At 62.3% G+C, this 20,193-nt stretch carries 15 protein-coding genes; 9 read left to right on the forward strand and 6 right to left on the reverse strand.

The genetic code is table 11. From position 1 onward, the window contains the following. Positions 1-4 precede the first annotated feature (4 nt). From J1D76_RS16615 to J1D76_RS16640, 6 genes are read right to left on the reverse strand one after another with little or no spacing between them, the layout of a single operon-like run. Complete coding sequence (locus tag J1D76_RS16615; protein WP_421139319.1) at positions 5-1,015, reverse strand: chemotaxis response regulator protein-glutamate methylesterase; 1,011 nt, start codon at positions 1,013-1,015, stop codon at positions 5-7. Next, positions 1,012-3,291: a hybrid sensor histidine kinase/response regulator gene (locus J1D76_RS16620; RefSeq protein WP_421139320.1), complete on the reverse strand. Its 2,280-nt coding sequence runs from the start codon at positions 3,289-3,291 to the stop codon at positions 1,012-1,014. Before J1D76_RS16620 ends, J1D76_RS16615 begins: the two co-directional genes overlap by 4 nt. Next, positions 3,288-3,965 (reverse strand): chemotaxis protein CheW, encoded by a 678-nt coding sequence (locus J1D76_RS16625; RefSeq protein ID WP_421139321.1) that lies wholly within the window; start codon positions 3,963-3,965, stop codon positions 3,288-3,290. The genes J1D76_RS16620 and J1D76_RS16625 overlap by 4 nt, the downstream gene beginning before the upstream one ends. After that, positions 3,962-5,233 (reverse strand): CheR family methyltransferase, encoded by a 1,272-nt coding sequence (locus tag J1D76_RS16630; protein WP_421139322.1) that lies wholly within the window; start codon positions 5,231-5,233, stop codon positions 3,962-3,964. The genes J1D76_RS16625 and J1D76_RS16630 overlap by 4 nt, the downstream gene beginning before the upstream one ends. Then, on the reverse strand, positions 5,230-5,766 hold the full coding sequence (locus J1D76_RS16635; protein WP_421139324.1) for a chemotaxis protein CheW: 537 nt from the start codon (positions 5,764-5,766) through the stop codon (positions 5,230-5,232). The genes J1D76_RS16630 and J1D76_RS16635 overlap by 4 nt, the downstream gene beginning before the upstream one ends. Then, positions 5,766-7,388: a methyl-accepting chemotaxis protein gene (locus tag J1D76_RS16640; protein ID WP_421139325.1), complete on the reverse strand. Its 1,623-nt coding sequence runs from the start codon at positions 7,386-7,388 to the stop codon at positions 5,766-5,768. The genes J1D76_RS16635 and J1D76_RS16640 overlap by 1 nt, the downstream gene beginning before the upstream one ends. A gap of 811 nt (positions 7,389-8,199) precedes the next feature. On the opposite strand from J1D76_RS16640, the gene J1D76_RS16645 reads away from it, so the two are divergent. The 9 genes from J1D76_RS16645 (at position 8,200) to J1D76_RS16685 (ending at position 20,181) form a co-directional block, all read left to right on the forward strand. After that, entirely contained in the window at positions 8,200-9,114 is a 915-nt protein-coding gene (locus J1D76_RS16645) for a LysR family transcriptional regulator (protein ID WP_421139326.1), read from the forward strand. Positions 9,115-9,217: 103 nt separating this feature from the next. Further along, positions 9,218-10,705, forward strand: a complete 1,488-nt coding sequence (locus J1D76_RS16650) for a gamma-aminobutyraldehyde dehydrogenase (protein WP_421139327.1) — start codon at positions 9,218-9,220, stop codon at positions 10,703-10,705. Positions 10,706-10,789: 84 nt separating this feature from the next. Beyond that, positions 10,790-11,941 carry a putative ABC transporter substrate-binding protein YdcS gene (gene ydcS, locus J1D76_RS16655; RefSeq protein WP_421139328.1) on the forward strand — a complete coding sequence of 384 codons (1,152 nt, stop codon included), beginning with the start codon at positions 10,790-10,792 and terminating at the stop codon, positions 11,939-11,941. A 179-nt stretch (positions 11,942-12,120) separates the two neighbouring features. Continuing rightward, a complete protein-coding gene (locus J1D76_RS16660; RefSeq protein ID WP_421139330.1) occupies positions 12,121-13,158 on the forward strand; it encodes an ABC transporter ATP-binding protein in 1,038 nt (345 codons plus the stop codon). A 1-nt stretch (position 13,159) separates the two neighbouring features. Continuing rightward, entirely contained in the window at positions 13,160-14,107 is a 948-nt protein-coding gene (locus tag J1D76_RS16665) for an ABC transporter permease (RefSeq protein WP_421139331.1), read from the forward strand. Beyond that, the gene (locus J1D76_RS16670) at positions 14,097-14,906 is read left to right on the forward strand and encodes an ABC transporter permease (protein WP_421139332.1); all 810 of its coding nucleotides are present in this window, start codon (positions 14,097-14,099) and stop codon (positions 14,904-14,906) included. The genes J1D76_RS16665 and J1D76_RS16670 overlap by 11 nt, the downstream gene beginning before the upstream one ends. A gap of 175 nt (positions 14,907-15,081) precedes the next feature. After that, complete coding sequence (locus J1D76_RS16675) at positions 15,082-16,506, forward strand: gamma-aminobutyraldehyde dehydrogenase (protein WP_421139333.1); 1,425 nt, start codon at positions 15,082-15,084, stop codon at positions 16,504-16,506. 257 nt (positions 16,507-16,763) lie between these two features. Beyond that, positions 16,764-18,248, forward strand: a complete 1,485-nt coding sequence (locus J1D76_RS16680; protein WP_421139334.1) for an APC family permease — start codon at positions 16,764-16,766, stop codon at positions 18,246-18,248. A 64-nt stretch (positions 18,249-18,312) separates the two neighbouring features. Further along, the gene (locus J1D76_RS16685) at positions 18,313-20,181 is read left to right on the forward strand and encodes an NAD(P)-binding protein (protein ID WP_421139335.1); all 1,869 of its coding nucleotides are present in this window, start codon (positions 18,313-18,315) and stop codon (positions 20,179-20,181) included. Positions 20,182-20,193: the final 12 nt, after the last annotated feature.

The raw sequence follows: 20,193 nt of genomic DNA on the forward strand, positions 1-20,193 counted from the left end.
GTGCTCATTTAGCGAAAATCTCCAGCAATCGTGGTGCTATCTTGTCGAGCGGGCGAATCTCCACGGCAGCGTCGATGGCCGCGGCCGCTTTCGGCATGCCGTACACCGCGCTGCTGCCCTGGTCTTGTGCGATGGTCAGGTAACCCTGTTGGCGCATGAGTTTAAGCCCCTGGGCGCCATCACGCCCCATACCGGTGAGCAAAACCCCTACGGCATCACCGCTCCAGTACCTGGCCACACTCTCGAAGAACACATCGATGGAGGGCCGGTAGATTTCGTTGACCGGCTCGGCGGTGTAGGCCAGCGTGCCGTTTTTCAGCAAGCGAATATGGTGATTGGTGCCGGCCAGCAGTACCGTGCCGCTTTGCGGTGGCTCGCCTTCCTCGGCCAGGCGCACGTGGAGGCCGCTGGCACTGGCGAGCCATTCGGCCATGCCGGCGGCAAACACCTGGTCAACGTGCTGCACCAGCACGATGGCCGGCGAAAAATTCTGCGGCAGCCCTTTCAGCAGCGTTTCCAGTGCCGCCGGGCCACCGGCAGACGAGCCGATGGCGATCAGGCTCTGGCGTGAACCCTGGCTGCGCGACGGGCCGGGCGCCGAGCGCAGCCGATTGCTCTTCTCGCCCACCAGCCAGCCAATGTTCATGATCTTGCGCAACAGCGGCGCGGCCGCTTCCTGGGCATTGCCGGCACCGACCGCCGGGGTGTCGACCACGTCCAGCGCGCCGTGGCCCATGGCCTCGAACACCCGGTGCACGTTCTGTTGGCGATCCACGGTGACGATAACGATGGCGCACGGGGTTTCGGCCATGATCCGCCGCGTGGCCTCGACGCCATCCATCACCGGCATGATCAGATCCATCAGGATCAGGTCCGGGGTGTCCAGCGCGCACTGGCGCACGGCTTCGGCACCATTGACCGCGACCCAGATCACCTGGTGCGCAGGCTCAAAGGACAGGGCACGGCGCAAGGCCTCCACGGCCATAGGCATGTCGTTGACGATTGCGATCCTCATGCCCGCGCCCCTCCAATGAGCTCGACCACAGCATCGAGCAAGGCATCGTCATGAAAACTCGCCTTGGCTAGATAATAGTCGGCCCCGGCGTCCAGTCCACGGCGCCGGTCCTCTTCACGGTCCTTGTAGGAGACCACCATCACCGGCAGCGATTGCAGGCGATTGTCCCGACGCAGCAGCGTGACCAGTTCGATGCCGTCCATGCGCGGCATATCAATGTCGGTGATCAGCAGATCGAAATCCTCCGAACGCAGCGCGTTCCAGCCATCCATGCCATCCACCGCAACCGCCACGTCGTAGCCGCGATTGAGCAATAGCTTGCGCTGCAACTCTCGCACAGTGAGGGAATCGTCCACCACCAGAATTCGTTTGCGCACCGCCTCAACCACCTGACTGCTGTGGCGGGCAATGCGCTCCAGGCGCCCGGTGTTGAGCAATTTTTCCACTGAACGCAGCATGTCTTCGACATCGACGATCAGCACCACGCTTCCGTCATCGAGCAAGGCCCCGGCGGAAATATCCTGCACCTTGCCCAGACGTTCATCCAGTGGCAACACCACCAGCGTGCGCTCGCCGATAAACCGCTCGACCGCCACGCCGTAGATCGCATCGCGCTCGCGGATCACCACCACCTTCAGGGTTTGCTCGCTGCCCTGGCTGGCCGGACGCTGCAACAACTGGCTGGCTGCCACCAACCCGACATGCCGGCCTTCGTGCCAGAAATGCTGGCGACCTTCGACCTGTACGATGTCCTCAGGCTCCAGATCACACATGCGCTCGATGTGCGCCAGCGGAAAGGCATAGGCTTCGTCGCCGACTTCCACCACCAGGCTGCGCACCACCGACAAGGTCAAGGGCACTTCAAGATGGAAACGACTGCCCTCGCCCACCGTTTGCTCCAGCACCACCGCACCGCGCAACTGCCGCACCATGTGCTGTACCGCGTCCAGGCCGACCCCGCGACCGGACACTTCGGTGACGGTGTCGCGCAGGCTGAAACCGGGCAGGAACAGGAACGTCAGCAACTCCTCTTCACTCAACTGTGCCGCCGTTTGCGCGGGTGACAGATTTCGCTCGACGATGCTGCGCCGGACCTTTTCCAGGTCTATGCCATTACCGTCATCGCTCAACTCAAGTACCAGCAAACCGGCCTGATGGGACGCGCGCAGGCGAATCAAGCCTTCCGCCGACTTGCCGACCAACACGCGTTGCTCCGGGGTTTCGATGCCGTGGTCGACCGCATTGCGCAACAGATGAGTCAGCGGCGCTTCGAGTTTTTCCAGCACGTCGCGATCGACCTGGGTTTTCTCGCCTTCGATTTCCAGGCGCACCTGCTTGCCCAGGTCGCGCCCCAGATCCCGGACCATCCGCACTTGCCCGGTCAGCACGTCGGCAAACGGCCGCATGCGACAGGCCAGCGCCGTGTCGTACAACACCTGCGCCCGCTGGCTGGCCTGCCAGGCGAACTCATCGAGTTCGGCGTTCTTTTCGACCAGCAGTTGCTGGGACTGCGCCAGCAACCGCCGCGCATCCTCAAGGGCTTCCTGGGCCTCCAGGCTCAAGGCGTGATCCTTGAGGTGAACGTTGAGATTCTCCAGGGCGCGCAGGCTGTTGTTCTGCATACGCTTGAGCCGTTGCATGGTCGCCAGGTGCGGTTTGAGCCGCTGGGTTTCCACCAGTGACTTGCTCGACAGATCGAGCAGGCTGTTCAGGCGTTCAGCGGTGACGCGCAGCACACGCTCGCCGTTCTCAGTGGTGCGCTTGGTCTTGCGCGGGGCTGGTGTGGGGGACGGTTCGACGGCAGGTGCCGGTGGCTCGACCTTGGGTGCGGGGGCCTCTAGCTGAAGCTCGGCCATCACCGGTTCGGCCGTCGCCGCCAGCGCAGTCGTCGGGTCCAGCAAGCGCGCCATCAATGCCCCGTAGACGTCGATCTCCGCAGTCCCCGGCGCATGGTTCGGCGTGGCAATGCGCATCAGCAAATCGGTGCCTTGCAGCAACGCATCGATGTGCTCGCGGCGCAGCGACAGGCGACCTTCCTGGGCGCTGACCAGGCAATCTTCCATCACATGGGCAACGCTGACCCCGGCATCCACGCCAACGATCCGCGCTGCCCCTTTGAGCGAGTGCGCGGCACGCATGCACGATTCCAGTTGATCGGCCAGGGTCGGGTCACGCTCAAGCGCCAGCAAGCCGGTACTCAAGACCTGGGTCTGGGCCTCGGCTTCCAGGCTGAACAGCTCCAGCAAAGAAGCGTCGCGCATTTGCTCGGGGGTCATGTGAGGCTCCGGGTCACGGCGGACAACAGCTGTTCTTCATCCAGCCAACGCAGGCTGCGACCTTTGAATTGCAACACGCCACGGGTGTACTTGGCGCTGGCCTGGCTGCCCGAGCGAGACGCGGCATCGAGGATGCGTTCGTCGATGGCATGGATCCCGTCGACTTCATCGACCGGCACCACCACCGGACCACCGTCGGCGGCGATGATCAGCATGCGCGGCATGACCCGCGCACCAGTGGCCACGTTGCCGGTAGCGTCGAGCCCCAGCAACTCCACCAGCGACAGGCAGGCGACCAGCGCACCGCGCACATTCGCCACGCCCAGCAAGGCTCGGGAGCGCTGGTGCGGCAAGGAGTGAATCGCCTGCAATGGCGCCACTTCGACCAGACTGCGAGTCGCCAGCCCCAGCCATTCCTCGCCCAACCGGAACATCAACAGCGAACGGGTTTTCACATCGCTGTCGACGGCTACCGACGCTGGCCCGCGATCTTCCTGCTGCAAGGCATAGCGATCGAGCAAACGCGTGGCGGCCGCCGAGTACACCGCGCAATTGCGGCAATGAATATGCTCGACCAGCAACGGGCAGGTCTTGTCGCCATGGATACCGATGCGGTTCCAGCAATCGTCGATGGCCTGGGCATCCCGGCTGACGCTAAAGGTGTCGGCGATCATCGTTTACGCTCACTGTCAGCGGCGCGCCCGCTGCGGGCGGCGCGCTCCTGCAATCGTCTGGCTCCCGCCACGTCGCCCTGGGCCTGCAGCAACGCGGCCAGGTGCATCAACGCCTCGGGATGTTGCGGTTCGAGGTACAACGCCTTGCGGTAATACGCCTGGGCTTCCAGGGCATTGCCGGCCACATCGCTGAGCAATCCCAGCCAATAGAAGACCTGGGCTACCGGCTCATGAGTGCGCAAATAACGCTCACACACCACCCGTGCCTCGGCGCTCTTGCCTTCGTCCGCCAGCGTGGCGATGTTCGCCAATAGCCCGGCAGCATCGGACGCCGGCATTTCGCGCAGCGGTTGTACCGGCGCAACGCGGCTAAACGGCTGGCCGCGCACGGGTGTCGGCGTCGGCGCGCGCAGCGGTTGTGGCACCGGCAACGGCGGCGCCATGAAGGCCGGAAAAGGTTCGGGGTCCGGTGTGCCCTGGCGGCTGAAGGCAAAGGACTGCGCAATACCGATCGAGCGCATTCCCAAACGCCCCAGCAGACTGCCCTCCGCCGGGCCGATAAACAGCACGCCGTCCATGTGGGTCAGCTGCTTGAGCACTTCAAAGACTTGCTTCTGGGTCGGCTGGTCGAAATAGATCAGCAGGTTGCGACAAAACACGAAATCAAACGCTGGCTCGCCCGCCAACAAGGCCGGATCCAGCAGATTGCCGACCTGCAAGCGCACCTGCTCCTGCACACGCGGGTTCAGGCGATAGCCCTCGCCTTCGGCAGTGAAATGACGGTCGCGGTAGCCGATGTCATCGCCGCGAAAAGAATTTTTGCCGTAACGACCACGCCTGGCCTTTTCCACCGACAGCGGGCTGACGTCCATGCCCTCGACCTTGAACTGGTGCGGCTTGAGCCCGGCATCGAGCAGTGCCATGGCGATGGAGTACGGTTCCTCGCCGGTGGAACACGGCAGGCTGAGAATCCGCAGGGCACGCAGGTTGTTGATCTCGGCCAGGCGCTTGCTCGCCAGTTTCGCCAGGGTGGCGAAGGATTCCGGGTAGCGGAAAAACCAGGTTTCCGGAACGATCACCGCTTCGATCAAGGCCTGTTGTTCGTCCCGCGAGACTTGCAATGTTCGCCAGTACTCATCGACCGTCGCGGCTTGCGACTGGATGGTGCGCTGGCGCACCGCTCGCTCGATGAGCGCCTGGCCTACGGAGGTCACGTCGAGTCCGATACGCTCTTTTAGAAAGTCGAAAAAACGCTGGTCGCTGTTCATGGTCGTACCTCAAGCAGCGAAGGATCCCGAGGCGGCGAAGGGAACAGCAAGGCGCGCACCTGATCGTCCAGCAGATCGCTGACCCGCAACCATTGCAGCAAGCCCTGCTCGTCCTTGCGTACCGGGCCCAGGTACGGCGTCTGGCGATTGTCCAGGCCATAGGGCTGGAAATCCGCCGGATCGCAACGCAAGGTGTCAGTCGCCTGTTCCAGGATCAGCCCGAGCAGTTGTGTTTCGGCCGTAGGCTGCGGGCGATAGCTGACCAGCACCAGTCGCGTGCTGGTACGGGCCTGCGCCGGCGTGCCAAAGGTCAGCGCACTCACGTCGATCACCGGCACCACGACACCGCGATGGGCCAATACCCCGGCGACCCAGGCGGGCGCATGGGCGATGGGCTTCAACGGCAGGCGCGGCAGCACTTCCGCCACCTCGATGGCTTGCAGGGCGTAGCGCTCGCTGCCGATGCGGAACACCAGAAACAACGCGTGCAATGACTGCTTCACGGCGGCGCGCTTGACGGTGATTTCGCTCATCAGACTTTGAATCGCGAAACGCCGCTGCGCAGCCCGACGGCCACCTGGCTCAGCTCATCGATGGCGAAACTGGCCTGGCGCAAGGACTCGACCGTCTGGCTGCTGGCATCCCCCAACTGCACCAGCGCGTGATTGATTTGCTCGGCCCCGGTGGCCTGGGCCTGCATGCCTTCGTTGACCATCAACACCCGCGGCGCCAGCGCCTGTACTTGGTGGATGATCTGCGACAACTGCTCGCCAACCTGCTGCACCTCGGACATGCCGCGCCGCACTTCTTCGGAGAACTTGTCCATGCCCATGACCCCGGCCGATACCGCCGACTGGATCTCGCGCACCATCTGCTCGATGTCGTAGGTGGCCACCGCCGTCTGGTCTGCCAGGCGCCGCACTTCGGTGGCGACCACGGCAAAACCGCGTCCGTATTCCCCGGCCTTCTCGGCCTCGATGGCGGCGTTGAGCGACAACAGGTTGGTCTGGTCGGCGACCTTGACGATGGTCACCACCACCTGGTTGATATTGCCGGCCTTCTCGTTGAGGATCGACAGTTTGGCGTTGACCAGATCGGCCGCGCCCATTACCGAGTGCATGGTTTCTTCCATGCGCGCCAGGCCCTGTTGCCCGGAGCCGGCGGCCACGGAAGCCTGGTCGGCGGCGGTGGAGACCTCGGTCATGGTGCGCACCAGGTCCCGGGACGTGGCCGCGATCTCGCGGGAGGTCGCGCCGATTTCCGTGGTGGTGGCGGCGGTTTCGGTGGCGGTGGCCTGTTGTTGCTTGGAAGTGGCGGCGATCTCGGTCACCGAGGTGGTCACCTGCACCGACGAACGCTGGGCCTGAGACACCAGGGACGTGAGCTCGGTCATCATGTCGTTGAACCCGGTTTCCACTGCGCCAAATTCGTCCTTGCGCTCCAGGTTCAGGCGTCCGCTGAGGTCGCCGGTGCGCATGATTTCGAGAATCTTCACGATGCGGTTCATCGGCGCCATGATCGCGCGCATCAGCAGCAGGCCGCAGAGGCCCGCGGCCAGCACGGCCACCAGCAGGGAAATGCCCATGCTGATTTTCGCGGCGAGCACCGCGTCGTCGATGGCGGCGATGTCGTGGTCAGCCACCGCCTTGTTTTCGCGGATGATGTCGTTGAGCTTCATGCGCCCGGCGGTCCAGGCCGGCGTCAGTTGCTCGTTGAACAACTTGATGGCCTCCGCTCCCTGGTTGCGACTGTGCAGATCGAGCACAGCCGCCAGAATCTTGTTGAACGCTTCGTGCTTTTGTTCGAAAGCGGCAAACTCGACCTTGTCTTCATCGGTGGTGATGGTGTTGCGGTAGTTGTTCATCTGTTCGAGCAGGCGCGCTTCAAACGTCTTGAAGTCCGCCGCGTCTTCGCTGCTGATGCCTTGCCCCTGCTTCAAGCCGAGCATTTCCTGGGTTTGCAGGAATGCATCGACCCAGGCGCTGCGAATCATCGAGCTGTAGTAGACGCCCGGCAACGCGTCGTCGCGAACGCTGGCCTCGCTTTCTTCGATCTTCAGCAACCGCGAGTAAGAGAGGACCACCATCAGCAACATGATGGCGATAATCACCGCAAAGCTCGCCAATATGCGTTGGCGCAACGTCCAGTTCTTCACAGTCGATCCTCGAGGCCTGATGGCAAATGCGGGGAGTATAGCCGAGGGCGGTGTTTCATTTATAAGACGCTTTCAGCGCGTTGTTCGCAGATCCCGAGCCTGGCCAGAAACCTGTAGGAACCGGCTTGCCGGCGAAAGCGTCGGGTCAGGCAACAAAGTAGTGGCGGGACGGTCGCCTTCGCTGGCAAGCCAGCTCCTACAAGGGCTGCGTTGTTCGCAGATCCCGGGGCTGGCGAAAGACCTGTAGGAGCCGGCTTGCCGGCGAAAGCGGTGGGTCAGGCAACAAAGTAGTGACGGGACGGACGCCTTCGCTGGCAAGCCAGCGCCTACAAGGGCCTGTGTTGCTCGCAGATCCCGAGCCTGGCCAGAAACCTGTAGGAACCGGCTTGCCGGCGAAAGCGGTGGGCCAGCCAACTGAGTGCTGACGGGACGGACGCCTTCGCTGGCAAGCCAGCGCCTACAAGGGCCTGTGTTGCTCGCAGATCCCAAGCCTGGCGAAAGACCTGTAGGAGCCGGCTTGCCGGCGAAAGCGTCGGGTCAGACAGCCGAGGACTGACGGGACGGACGCCTTCGCTGGCAAGCCAGCGCCTACAAGGGCTGCGTTGTTCGCAGATCCCGGGGCTGGCGAAAGACCTGTAGGAGCCGGCTTGCCGGCGAAAGCGGTGGATCAGCCAACTGAGGGCTGACTGGACGGACGCCTTCGCTGGCAAGCCAGCGTCTACAAGGGCCTGTGGTGTCTGGCCGCTGCCTATCGGAAAAAAAGATATACACTCTCGCCAATCGATAAAAACAGCCCACCGGGTGCTATCCCATGATGACCCTGCGTCAGATCCGCCATTTCATCGCCGTGGCCGAGACCGGTTCGATCTCGTCCGCCGCGCAAACCGCGTTCATTTCCCAGTCGACACTGACCCTGGCGATCCAGCAACTGGAAGAGGAAATCGGTGTCAGCCTGTTCAGCCGCCACGCCAAGGGCATGACCCTGACCCACCAGGGCCATCAATTCCTGCGACAGGCGCACTTGATCCTGGCGACGGTGGACAACGCCAAGCGCAGCCTGCAACAGAGCACCGACCAAGTTGCCGGCCAGTTGATCGTCGGCGTGACCAGCCTGGTAGCCGGTTACTACCTGGCGGATTTGCTCACCCGCTTCCAGCGCGCCTACCCCAACGTGGAAATCCGCGTGATGGAAGACGAACGCCCGTACATCGAGCATTTGCTGGTCAGCGGCGAGATCGATGTCGGCGTGCTGATCCTGTCCAACCTCGAAGACCGTCATGCCTTGCAGACTGAAGTGTTGACCCACTCGCCGCACCGGCTATGGCTGCCAGCCCAACATCCGTTGCTGGAACACGACAGCATCAACCTCGCCGACGTGGCCCGCGAGCCGTTGATTCAACTGAACGTCGACGAGATGGACCGCAACGCCCAACGCATGTGGTCCGCCGCCTCGCTGCAACCGCGCATCACCCTGCGCACCGCCTCGACTGAAGCGGTACGAAGCCTGGTGGCGGCGGGTTTGGGCGTGTCGATCCAGCCGGACATGACCTACCGCCCCTGGTCGCTGGAAGGCGACATCATCGAAGCGCGGCCGATTGCCGACCTCAGCCAGACCCTCGACGTAGGCCTGGCCTGGCGTCGCGGCACGGCGCGGCCAGCGCTGGTAGACCCATTCCTGACGGTCGCTCGCGAGCAACCTCACGGCGGACGCAAGCCATCTATTTAATCGAACGCTACCTTCAGTATTTAGTATTTGTCGTCCTCGGGCCTGCGAACTAGTCTTGTTCCATCTATATAAGACGGCCAGGCCCACATCAATTGGGAACACCATGGCCATACAAGAAAAGAGAACCCGAAAAATGGCTGGCGCGCACACCCCGTTGTTCACCGCATTATTGATTGATGGTGAATTAGTCGCCGGTCAAGGCTGCGTCGAGCCGATTCTCAACCCGGCCACCGGCGAAGTGATCACGCAGATCGCCGAAGCCAGCACCGAGCAAGTCGAAGCCGCCATTCTCGCCGCCCACCGGGCCTTTGCCGGTTGGTCACGCACCACGCCACAGCAACGCTCGAACCTGTTGCTGGACATCGCCAACGCCATCGAAAAAAACGCCGACCTGCTCGCCCGCCTCGAATCCATGAACTGCGGCAAGCCGTTGCACCTGGCCCGTCAGGACGACCTGAGTGCGACGATCGACGTGTTCCGTTTCTTCGCCGGCGCCGTGCGTTGCCAGACCGGCCAGCTCAGCGGTGAATACCTGCCGGGCTACACCAGCATGGTCCGTCGCGATCCAATTGGCGTGGTCGCGTCGATTGCACCGTGGAACTACCCGATCATGATGGCCGCGTGGAAAATCGCCCCGGCCCTCGCCGCCGGCAACACTCTGGTGTTCAAACCGTCGGAACACACGCCGCTGTCGATCCTGGCCCTGGCGCCAGCGCTGGCCGAGATATTGCCGCGCGGCGTGATCAACATTGTTTGCGGGGGTGGCGAAGGTGTCGGCAGCCATCTCGTCAGCCACCCGAAGATCCGCATGGTGTCGCTGACCGGCGATATCGTCACCGGCCAGAAGATCCTGCAAGCCGCCTCGAAAACCCTCAAGCGTACCCACCTCGAACTCGGCGGCAAGGCCCCGGTGATCGTCTGCAACGATGCCGACATCCAGGCCGTGGTCGAAGGCGTGCGCACCTACGGCTATTACAACGCCGGCCAGGACTGCACCGCCGCGTGCCGCATCTATGCCCAGGCCGGGATTCATGATCGTTTGGTAGCCGAACTCGGCGCGGCCGTCAGCAGCCTGCGCTTCGCTGGCAAACGTGACGCCGACAATGAAATCGGCCCATTGATCAGCACCCGCCAGCGCGACCGTGTAGCCAGTTTCGTCGAACGTGCCCTCGGCCAACCGCACATCGAACGAGTGACGGGTGCAGCCGTACATTCCGGCGCCGGCTTCTATTACCAGCCGACCCTGCTCGCCGGTTGCAAGCAAAGCGACGAGATCGTCCAGCGCGAAGTGTTCGGCCCGGTGGTCACCGTGACCCGTTTCGATGAACTGGCGCAAGCCGTGGACTGGGCCAACGATTCGGAATACGGCCTGGCGTCGTCGGTCTGGACCCAGAACCTCGACAAGGCGATGCAGGTCGCGGCGCGCTTGCAGTACGGCTGCACCTGGATCAACAGCCATTTCATGCTGGTCAGCGAAATGCCCCATGGCGGCCTCAAGCGTTCGGGCTACGGCAAAGACCTCTCCAGCGATTCGCTTCAGGACTACAGCGTGGTGCGGCACATCATGGCCCGCCACGGCGAACATCTCTGACTACGCTAATAACAAGCCACCAACGGCACGCTTCACCCCGTTCAAACGACTGCCCCGACCATAATTAAAGAAGAGGGAATTCCCATGTTCGTGCACAAGACCGCACTGCTCAGTGCAATCACCACCGCGCTGCTGGCCAGCGCCGCCGTCCAGGCCGCCGAGCCGCTCAAAACTGTCGGGGCGGGCGAAGGACAACTGGACATTGTGGCCTGGCCTGGCTACATCGAACGTGGCGAGAGCGACAAGGCCTACGACTGGGTGACCGGTTTCGAGAAGGAAACCGGCTGCAAGGTCAACGTCAAGACCGCCGCCACCTCCGATGAAATGGTCAGCCTGATGGCCAAGGGTGGTTACGATCTGGTCACCGCATCGGGCGACGCGTCCCTGCGCCTGATCGTCGGCAAGCGTGTGCAACCGATCAACACCGCGTTGATCCCGAACTGGAAAAACATCGACCCGCGCCTCAAGGATGCACCGTGGTACGTGGTCAACAAGCAGACCTACGGCACCCCGTACCAGTGGGGCCCGAACGTGTTGATGTACAACACCAACGTATTCAAGACCGCACCCACCAGCTGGAACGTGGTGTTCGATCCGCAGGACCTGCCCGATGGCAAGTCGAACAAGGGTCGCGTGCAGGCCTATGACGGCCCGATCTACATCGCCGACGCCGCGCTGTACCTGAAGTCGACCAAGCCGGAACTGGGCATCCAGAACCCGTATGAACTGACCGAAGCCCAGTACAAGGCCGTGCTCGATTTGCTGCGTGCCCAACAGCCGCTGATCCACCGCTACTGGCATGACACCACCGTGCAAATGAGCGACTTCAAGAACGAAGGCGTGGTCGCGTCCGGTGCCTGGCCGTATCAGGTCAACGGCCTGATGAACGAGAAACAGCCGATCGCCTCGACCATTCCGAAAGAAGGCGCCACCGGCTGGGCCGACACCACCATGATGCACGCCGAGGCCAAGCACCCGAACTGCGCCTACAAGTGGATGGACTGGTCGCTGCAACCGAAAGTCCAGGGTGACGTAGCGGCGTGGTTTGGCTCGTTGCCAGCAGTTCCAGCGGCGTGCAAAGAGAGCGAACTGCTCGGCGCCGAAGGCTGCAAGACCAATGGTTTCGACCAGTTCGACAAGATCGCCTTCTGGAAAACCCCGCAGGCTGAAGGCGGCAAGTTCGTGCCGTACAGCCGCTGGACCCAGGACTACATCGCGATCATGGGCGGCCGTTAACGCCTGAAGGTCCTTCGGACCTTATCGCCAGCAAGCCGGCTCCTACACAGTCCGCGTACCCCTGTAGGAGCTGGCTTGCCAGCGATAGAGCGCGAAGCGCTCTTCTCTACCGATTTTGTTTTTTCAGAAGTCCAGGCAGGGCCGCTGCGACGGCCTTCGCCTTTTTGGAGCACCGCACCATGACGCTTGCAGTCCAGTTCACCAACGTTTCCCGTCAGTTCGGCGAAGTGAAAGCCGTAGACCGGGTTTCCATCGACATCCAGGACGGCGAGTTTTTCTCCATGCTGGGGCCTTCCGGCTCGGGCAAGACCACCTGTTTGCGCCTGATCGCCGGTTTTGAACAACCGAGCGCAGGCTCCATCCGTATTCATGGCGAAGAGGCCGCCGGCCTGCCGCCGTACCAGCGCGACGTGAACACCGTGTTCCAGGATTACGCGCTGTTCCCGCACATGAACGTTCGCGACAACGTCGCCTACGGTTTGAAAGTCAAAGGCATCGGCAAGGCCGAGCGCCTCAAGCGTGCCGAAGAGTCCCTGGAGATGGTCGCCCTCGGCGGCTATGGCGACCGCAAGCCGGTACAACTCTCCGGTGGCCAGCGCCAGCGTGTGGCCCTCGCTCGCGCCCTGGTCAACCGCCCTCGCGTGCTGTTGCTCGACGAACCCCTCGGCGCCCTCGACCTGAAGCTGCGCGAGCAAATGCAAAGTGAGCTGAAGAAGCTGCAACGCCAGCTCGGCATCACCTTCATTTTCGTCACCCACGACCAGACCGAAGCGCTGTCGATGTCCGACCGCGTGGCGGTGTTCAACAAGGGCCGCATCGAACAGGTCGACAGCCCGCGCAACCTGTACATGAAACCGGCGACCACCTTCGTCGCAGAATTCGTCGGCACCTCCAACGTGATTCGCGGTGACCTTGCCAAGCAGTTGAGTGGTAACCCACAGCCGTTCTCGATTCGCCCGGAGCATGTGCGTTTCGCCGAAGGCCCGCTGTCCGGCCATGAGATCGAAGTCAGTGGCTTGCTGCATGACATCCAGTACCAGGGCAGCGCCACCCGCTATGAACTGAAACTGGAAAACGGCCAGACCCTCAACATCAGCCAGGCCAACAACCAGTGGCTGGACACCAGCGCCCAACACCAGACCGGCCAGCGCATCACCGCCCGCTGGGCGCGTGAAGCGATGATCCCGTTGCACGACGCCGTTGCGAGCGGGGTGTGACATGATCACCTTGGCTATCTCTCAAACCCAGTCGGGCGGCTCGCCCTTGCGCCGGTTTTCCAACCTGCTGTATCGCCGGCCCAACCTGTACCTGTCGATGCTGCTGGTGCCGCCGCTGATCTGGTTCGGCGCGATCTACCTCGGCTCGTTGCTGACCCTGCTGTGGCAAGGTTTCTACACCTTCGATGACTTCACCATGGCGGTCATCCCCGACCTGACCCTGGCGAACTTCGCGGCGCTGTTCCAGCCGTCGAACTTCGACATCATCCTGCGCACCCTGAGCATGGCGATTGTCGTGTCGATTGCCAGCGCCATCGTCGCGTTCCCGATTGCCTACTACATGGCGCGCTACACCACCGGCAAGACCAAGGCGTTTTTCTACATCGCGGTGATGATGCCGATGTGGGCCAGCTACATCGTCAAGGCCTACGCCTGGACGCTGCTGCTGGCCAAAGGCGGCGTGGCGCAGTGGTTCGTGCAGCATTTGGGGCTGGAGCCGGTTTTGCAATGGGTGCTGGGGATTCCGGGCGTGGGCGGCAGTACCTTGTCGACCTCGCACCTGGGACGCTTCATGGTGTTCGTCTACATCTGGCTGCCGTTCATGATCCTGCCGATCCAGGCGTCGCTGGAACGCCTGCCGCCGTCGTTGCTGCAAGCCTCCGCCGACCTCGGGGCCAAGCCGCGCCAGACCTTCATGCAAGTGATTCTGCCGCTGTCGATCCCAGGCATTGCCGCCGGTTCCATCTTCACCTTCTCGCTGACCTTGGGCGACTTCATCGTGCCGCAACTGGTCGGCCCGCCCGGCTACTTCGTCGGCAGCATGGTCTACGCCCAGCAAGGCGCGATCGGCAACATGCCGATGGCCGCTGCCTTCACCCTGGTGCCGATCGTGTTGATCGCCGTTTACCTGTCCATCGTCAAACGTCTGGGGGCCTTCGATGCACTCTGAAAAAGCCTCATTGGGCCTGCGCATCGCGGCCTGGGGCGGGTTGGTGTTCCTGCACTTCCCGATCCTGATCATCTTCCTGTACGCCTTCAACACCGAAGATGCAGCGTTCAGCTTTCCGCCCAAGGGCTTCACCCTGAAATGGTTCAGCGTCGCGTTCTCACGGCCGGACGTGCTCGAAGCGATCAAGCTGTCGTTACAGATCGCCTCGATTGCCACGTTGATTGCCATGGTGCTTGGCACGCTGGCCTCGGCCGCGCTGTATCGTCGCGACTTCTTCGGCAAGCAAGGCATCTCGCTGATGCTGATCCTGCCGATTGCCTTGCCGGGGATCATCACCGGGATCGCGCTGCTGGCGACCTTCAAGACGCTGGGCATCGAGCCTGGGATGTTCACCATCATCGTCGGTCACGCGACCTTCTGCGTGGTGATCGTCTACAACAACGTCATCGCCCGTTTGCGCCGTACCTCGCACAGCTTGATCGAGGCCTCGATGGACCTTGGCGCCGACGGTTGGCAGACCTTTCGCTACATCGTCCTGCCGAACCTCGGCTCGGCGTTGCTGGCCGGCGGCATGTTGGCGTTTGCCCTGTCGTTCGACGAAATCATCGTCACCACCTTCACCGCCGGCCATGAACGCACCCTGCCGCTGTGGCTGCTCAACCAGCTCAGCCGCCCGCGAGACGTGCCGGTGACCAACGTCGTGGCGATGCTGGTGATGATGGTGACCATGCTGCCGATCCTCGGCGCCTATTACCTGACCCGTGGCGGCGAAAGCGTTGCGGGCAGTGGCGGGAAGTAACTGACAACCCTTTCTGGTTGTGAAAATCGGCTTGTGTAGGAGCTGGCTTGCCAGCGAATGCGATAGACCCATCAACATCATTGTTGGATGTGAAGACGCCTTCGCTGGCAAGCCAGCTCCTACAGGGGACCGGTTTGCACAGAAAAAAAACAATCGTCTGTAAGAGGACAATGCCATGCAAACCAAACTCTTGATCAACGGCCAACTCATCGACGGCGAAGGCCCGGCCCAAGCGGTATTCAACCCGGCGCTGGGTCGTGTGCTGGTGGAAATCAACGAAGCCAGCGAAGCCCAGGTCGACGCCGCCGTGCGTGCCGCCGACGCCGCGTTCGACAGCTGGTCGCTGACCCCGCCCAAAGAGCGCTCGCTGCTGCTGCTCAAACTGGCCGATGCCATCGAAGCCCACGGCGAAGAACTGGCCAAACTGGAATCGGACAACTGCGGCAAGCCCTACAACGCCGCGCTGAACGACGAGATCCCGGCGATTGCCGACGTGTTCCGCTTCTTCGCCGGCGCCAGCCGCTGCATGAGCGGTTCGGCCGGTGGCGAGTACCTGCCCGGCCACACCTCGATGATCCGCCGCGACCCGGTGGGCGTGATTGCTTCCATCGCGCCGTGGAACTACCCGCTGATGATGGTCGCCTGGAAGATCGCCCCAGCCCTGGCCGCCGGCAACACCGTGGTGCTCAAGCCGTCGGAACAAACCCCGCTGACCGCCCTGCGCCTGGCCGAACTGGCGTCGGAGATTTTCCCGGCCGGCGTGCTCAACCTGGTGTTCGGCCGTGGTCCTACCGTGGGTAGCCCATTGGTCACGCACCCGAAGGTGCGCATGGTGTCGCTGACCGGTTCGATTGCCACCGGTTCGAACATCATTTCCAGCACCGCCGACAGCGTCAAGCGCATGCACATGGAACTGGGCGGCAAGGCTCCGGTGATCATCTTCGACGACGCCGACATCGACGCCGCCGTGGAAGGTATTCGCACCTTCGGTTTCTACAACGCCGGCCAGGACTGTACCGCTGCCTGCCGCATCTATGCGCAGGAAGGCATCTACGAGAAGTTCGTCGAAAAACTCGGCGCGGCGGTCAGCAGCATCAAGTACGGCTTGCAGGATGACCCATCGACCGAACTCGGCCCGCTGATCACCGCACAGCATCGCGACCGCGTGGCCAGCTTCGTCGAGCGCGCCGTGGCGCAACCGCACATTCGCCTGGTCACCGGTGGCAAAGCGGTGGAAGGCAATGGTTTCTTCTTCGAGCCGACCGTGCTGGCCGACGCGCAACAGGACGACGAGATCGTCCGTCGCGAAGTGTTCGGGCCGGTGGTGTCGGTGACCAAGTTCACCGATGAAGCGCAGGTGCTGGGCTGGGCCAACGATTCGGACTACGGCCTGGCGTCGTCGGTGTGGACCGCCGACGTCGGTCGCGCCCATCGCCTGTCGGCCCGTTTGCAGTACGGCTGCACCTGGGTCAATACGCACTTCATGCTGGTCAGCGAAATGCCGCATGGCGGTCAGAAGCTGTCCGGTTATGGCAAGGACATGTCCATGTACGGGCTGGAGGACTACACCGTCGTTCGGCATGTGATGTTCAAGCATTAAGGCATACGCAAAAAACGGTAGGAGCTGGCTTGCCAGCGAAGGCGGCGTATCTGACACACCGCGTCGTTTCTTTCGCCAGCAATCCGTCTCCTACAGCGAATGACTCACCTCGGTTTCAAGGCAGAAACCGGCAGTACGCAGCACCAGGCCCCACACCAAAGAAGACCCAACAATAACCACCGATCCGGGCAGCGCCTTCAAGGCCCCGCCACGGTTTCGGACATCCGAAATCTGCCGATTTTCCGGAGCAATTACACATGAGTGCATCACCCGATCTCTCTGCAGCCGTTGCCGACAGCGATGCCGAGCAACTGCGCAAACTGGGGTACACCTCCAACTTCAATCGCAGCATGAGCCTGTGGGAAAACTTCGCCCTGGGCTTCACTTACCTGTCCCCGGTCGTCGGGGTGTATACCCTGTTCGGCCTGTGCCTGGCCGCGGGCGGGCCACCGATGTTCTGGGCTTACTTGCTGGTCGGTTGCGGCCAATTGCTGGTGTGCCTGATCTTCGGTGAAGTGGTCTCGCAGTTCCCGATTTCCGGCGGTGTGTACCCGTGGGCCCGTCGTTTGGTGGGCAAGCGCTGGGCGTGGATGGTCGGCTGGATCTACTCCATCGCCCTGTGCGTGACCATCGCTGCCGTCGCCGTCGGTGCCGGTCCGTACCTCGCGGCCATGCTCGGTTTTGAACCAAGCAACAATACCAACATTGTCATCGCCCTGGTGCTGACGCTGTTCGCCACCCTGGTCAACCTCAGCGGCACCAAGATGCTGGCGCGCATCGCCATGTTCGGCTTCCTCTGCGAACTGGTCGGCGCGGTTATCGTCGGCGTCTACCTGCTGCTCTTCGAACGCCACCAACCGATCAGCGTGTTGTTCAACACCTTCGATATCAGTGTCGACGGCTCGTACCTGCCCGCCTTCCTCACCGCCTCGCTGGCGGGGATGTTCCTGTACTACGGCTTCGAAGCCTGCGGCGACGTGGCTGAAGAAACCCCGAACCCGAGCAAGCGGATTCCGGTGGCCATGCGCATGACCATCTACATCGGCGGCATCTCGGCGATGTTTGCCTGCCTGGCGCTGATTCTCGCTGTGCCGGACATGCAGGCTGTGATCAATGGCACCGACAAGGACCCGGTCACCACCATCCTCAACAACGCCTTCGGCCCGGTCGGTTCGAAAGTGGTGATGGGCGTTGTGATGATTTCCTTCATCTCCTGTGTCATCAGCCTACAAGCGGCGGCCAGTCGTTTGCTGTATTCCTACGCCCGCGACGAGATGGTGATCGGTAGCCGTCTGCTGAAGAAGATCTCTCCTACGACCCAGGTTCCGGTTGCTGCACTGTTCGTGTCCGGCGTCCTGCCGGCGCTGATCATCATCCTTGGCTTCTTCCTGCAGGATGCGGTCGCCACCATCGTCAGCTTCGCCGCTATCGGCATCTACCTGGCGTTCCAGATGATCGTGCTGGCAGCGCTGTACGCACGTCTGAAGGGCTGGAAACCGAGCGGTAAATTCACCCTCGGCGCCTGGGGTTGGGCGGTGAACATCGGCGCGTTGGTCTATGGTGTCGGTGCCATTATCAACATGGCCTGGCCACGGACACCGGATGCCGCGTGGTACATCAACTACGCCATGGTACTGAGCACCGCCATCGTCATTGGCCTTGGCCTGCTCTATATGTGGATCGCCAAACCGTATGACCACGGCACCGCCCCTGCAGGCGATGCCTGGAAAGTCAGCCGGTAACGGCATTCGCCCCGGTGTCACTGTGGTGCCGGGGCGATCTAAAAAAACCAACAAAGGATTGAACATGGATATCACCCGCCGCGACTTTCTCAACGGCGTCGCTGTCACCATTGCTGCCGGCATGACCCCACTGCAACTTCTCCAGGCCGCCCCTGACGGGCGCTATTACCCACCGGCCCTGACCGGCCTGCGGGGTAGCCACGTCGGCTCGTTCGAAATTGCCCACCAGATGGGCTGGGAGAAAAAGGTCTTCGACACGGACAAGCTACCGATCACCGAGGAATATGACCTGGTGGTGGTAGGCGGCGGCCTCAGCGGACTATCCGCTGCGTGGTTCTACCGTGATAAACACCCGAAAGCGCGCATCCTGATCCTGGAAAACCACGACGACTTCGGCGGTCACGCCAAGCGCAACGAATTCTCCGCCGGTGGTCGCATGATCATCGGTTATGGCGGCAGTGAAGCCTTCCAGTCGCCAAATCACCTGTACAGCAAGGAAGTGAACGGCCTGCTGAAAAAACTCGGGGTGAACATCAAGCGCTTCGAGACCGCTTTTGATCGCCAGTTCTACCCTGGCCTGGGCCTGTCCCGTGGGGTGTTCTTCGACAAGGAAAATTTCGGTGAAGACAAACTGGTGACCGGTGACCCGACGCCGATGGTGGCGGACGACATCGCCCCGGACCAATTGCATGCCCGCGCCATCCCGGATTTCATCAACGACTTCCCGCTGCCGCAAGCCGACCGCGAGGCGTTGATCGCCCTGCACATGACGCCCAAGGATTACCTGGCCGGCAAAACCTCCGAGGAAAAAACCGCACACCTGGAAGCCACCAGCTACCAGGAATTCCTGCTTAAAGACGTAGGCCTGTCGGCACAGGCGGTGAAATATTTCCAGAGCCGCACCAATGACTTCATGGCCCTGAGCATCGATGCGGTCGCTGCGTCCGACGCTTATTCGGTCGGTTTCCCAGGTTTCAGCGCAATGAATCTGGAGCCGATCAGCGAAGAAGCGAAGGCGGAAATGGATGAGCCCTACATCTACCACTTCCCCGACGGCAACGCCTCGCTGGCGCGCTTGCTGGTACGCAGCCTGATCCCGGCCGTGGCACCAGGGCACACCATGGACGACATCGTCCTGGCCCCGTTCGACTACGCCAGACTCGACCAAGCCAAGACGCCGGTGCGCATTCGCCTGAACAGCACGGCGGTGAGCGTGCGCAACGTCGGCAGCGGCGTGAACGTCGGCTACAGTCGTGGCGGCCAGCTCAGCCAGGTGCGCGGCAAGCACTGCATCATGGCCTGCTACAACATGATCATCCCGTACCTGTTGCGCGACCTGCCGGCCGACCAATCCCACGCCTTGAGCCAGAACGTGAAGTTCCCGCTGGTGTACACCAAAGTGGTGATCCGCAACTGGCAGTCGTTCCAGAAACTCGGCGTGCACGAAATCTACGCCGCGACCCAACCCTACAGCCGGATCAAACTCGACTACCCGGTGAGCATGGGCGGCTACGACCACCCGAAAGACCCGACCCAACCGATCGGCCTGCACATGGTCTACGTGCCCACCAGCCCCAACAGCGGCATGAACGCCCGCGACCAGGCCCGCGCCGGCCGAGGCCGCCTGTACGGCCAGAGCTTCGAACAACTGGAAGCGCAACTGCGCGACCAACTGCAACGCATGCTCGGCCCTGGCGGTTTCAACCACGAGACCGACATCCTCGCCATCACCGTCAACCGCTGGTCACACGGCTACGCGTACTTCTCCAACAGCCTGTACGACGACGCCGACGAAAGCGAAAAACTGATGAACCTGGCGCGTCAGCCAGTTGGACGGGTGAGCATCGCCAACTCGGACGCGGCGTGGAGCGCGTATGCGCATGCGCATGCGGCGATCGATGAGGCGTATCGGGCGGTGGGGGAAGTGGGTTAAACCACTGCCGTA

Origin of the sequence: Pseudomonas sp. NFX15 (assembly GCF_049132105.1) — a bacterium.
Classification (GTDB): domain Bacteria; phylum Pseudomonadota; class Gammaproteobacteria; order Pseudomonadales; family Pseudomonadaceae; genus Aquipseudomonas.

Excerpts from the sequence above, each read along its gene's own strand:
- J1D76_RS16615 (WP_421139319.1), bottom strand. The coding sequence starts at position 1,015 with ATGAGGATCGCAATCGTCAACGACATGCCTATGGCCGTGGAGGCCTTG.
- J1D76_RS16620 (WP_421139320.1), bottom strand. The coding sequence starts at position 3,291 with ATGACCCCCGAGCAAATGCGCGACGCTTCTTTGCTGGAGCTGTTCAGC.
- J1D76_RS16625 (WP_421139321.1), bottom strand. The coding sequence starts at position 3,965 with ATGATCGCCGACACCTTTAGCGTCAGCCGGGATGCCCAGGCCATCGAC.
- J1D76_RS16630 (WP_421139322.1), bottom strand. The coding sequence starts at position 5,233 with ATGAACAGCGACCAGCGTTTTTTCGACTTTCTAAAAGAGCGTATCGGA.
- J1D76_RS16635 (WP_421139324.1), bottom strand. The coding sequence starts at position 5,766 with ATGAGCGAAATCACCGTCAAGCGCGCCGCCGTGAAGCAGTCATTGCAC.
- J1D76_RS16645 (WP_421139326.1), top strand. The coding sequence starts at position 8,200 with ATGATGACCCTGCGTCAGATCCGCCATTTCATCGCCGTGGCCGAGACC.
- J1D76_RS16650 (WP_421139327.1), top strand. The coding sequence starts at position 9,218 with ATGGCCATACAAGAAAAGAGAACCCGAAAAATGGCTGGCGCGCACACC.
- ydcS (WP_421139328.1), top strand. The coding sequence starts at position 10,790 with ATGTTCGTGCACAAGACCGCACTGCTCAGTGCAATCACCACCGCGCTG.
- J1D76_RS16660 (WP_421139330.1), top strand. The coding sequence starts at position 12,121 with ATGACGCTTGCAGTCCAGTTCACCAACGTTTCCCGTCAGTTCGGCGAA.
- J1D76_RS16665 (WP_421139331.1), top strand. The coding sequence starts at position 13,160 with ATGATCACCTTGGCTATCTCTCAAACCCAGTCGGGCGGCTCGCCCTTG.
- J1D76_RS16670 (WP_421139332.1), top strand. The coding sequence starts at position 14,097 with ATGCACTCTGAAAAAGCCTCATTGGGCCTGCGCATCGCGGCCTGGGGC.
- J1D76_RS16675 (WP_421139333.1), top strand. The coding sequence starts at position 15,082 with ATGCAAACCAAACTCTTGATCAACGGCCAACTCATCGACGGCGAAGGC.
- J1D76_RS16680 (WP_421139334.1), top strand. The coding sequence starts at position 16,764 with ATGAGTGCATCACCCGATCTCTCTGCAGCCGTTGCCGACAGCGATGCC.
- J1D76_RS16685 (WP_421139335.1), top strand. The coding sequence starts at position 18,313 with ATGGATATCACCCGCCGCGACTTTCTCAACGGCGTCGCTGTCACCATT.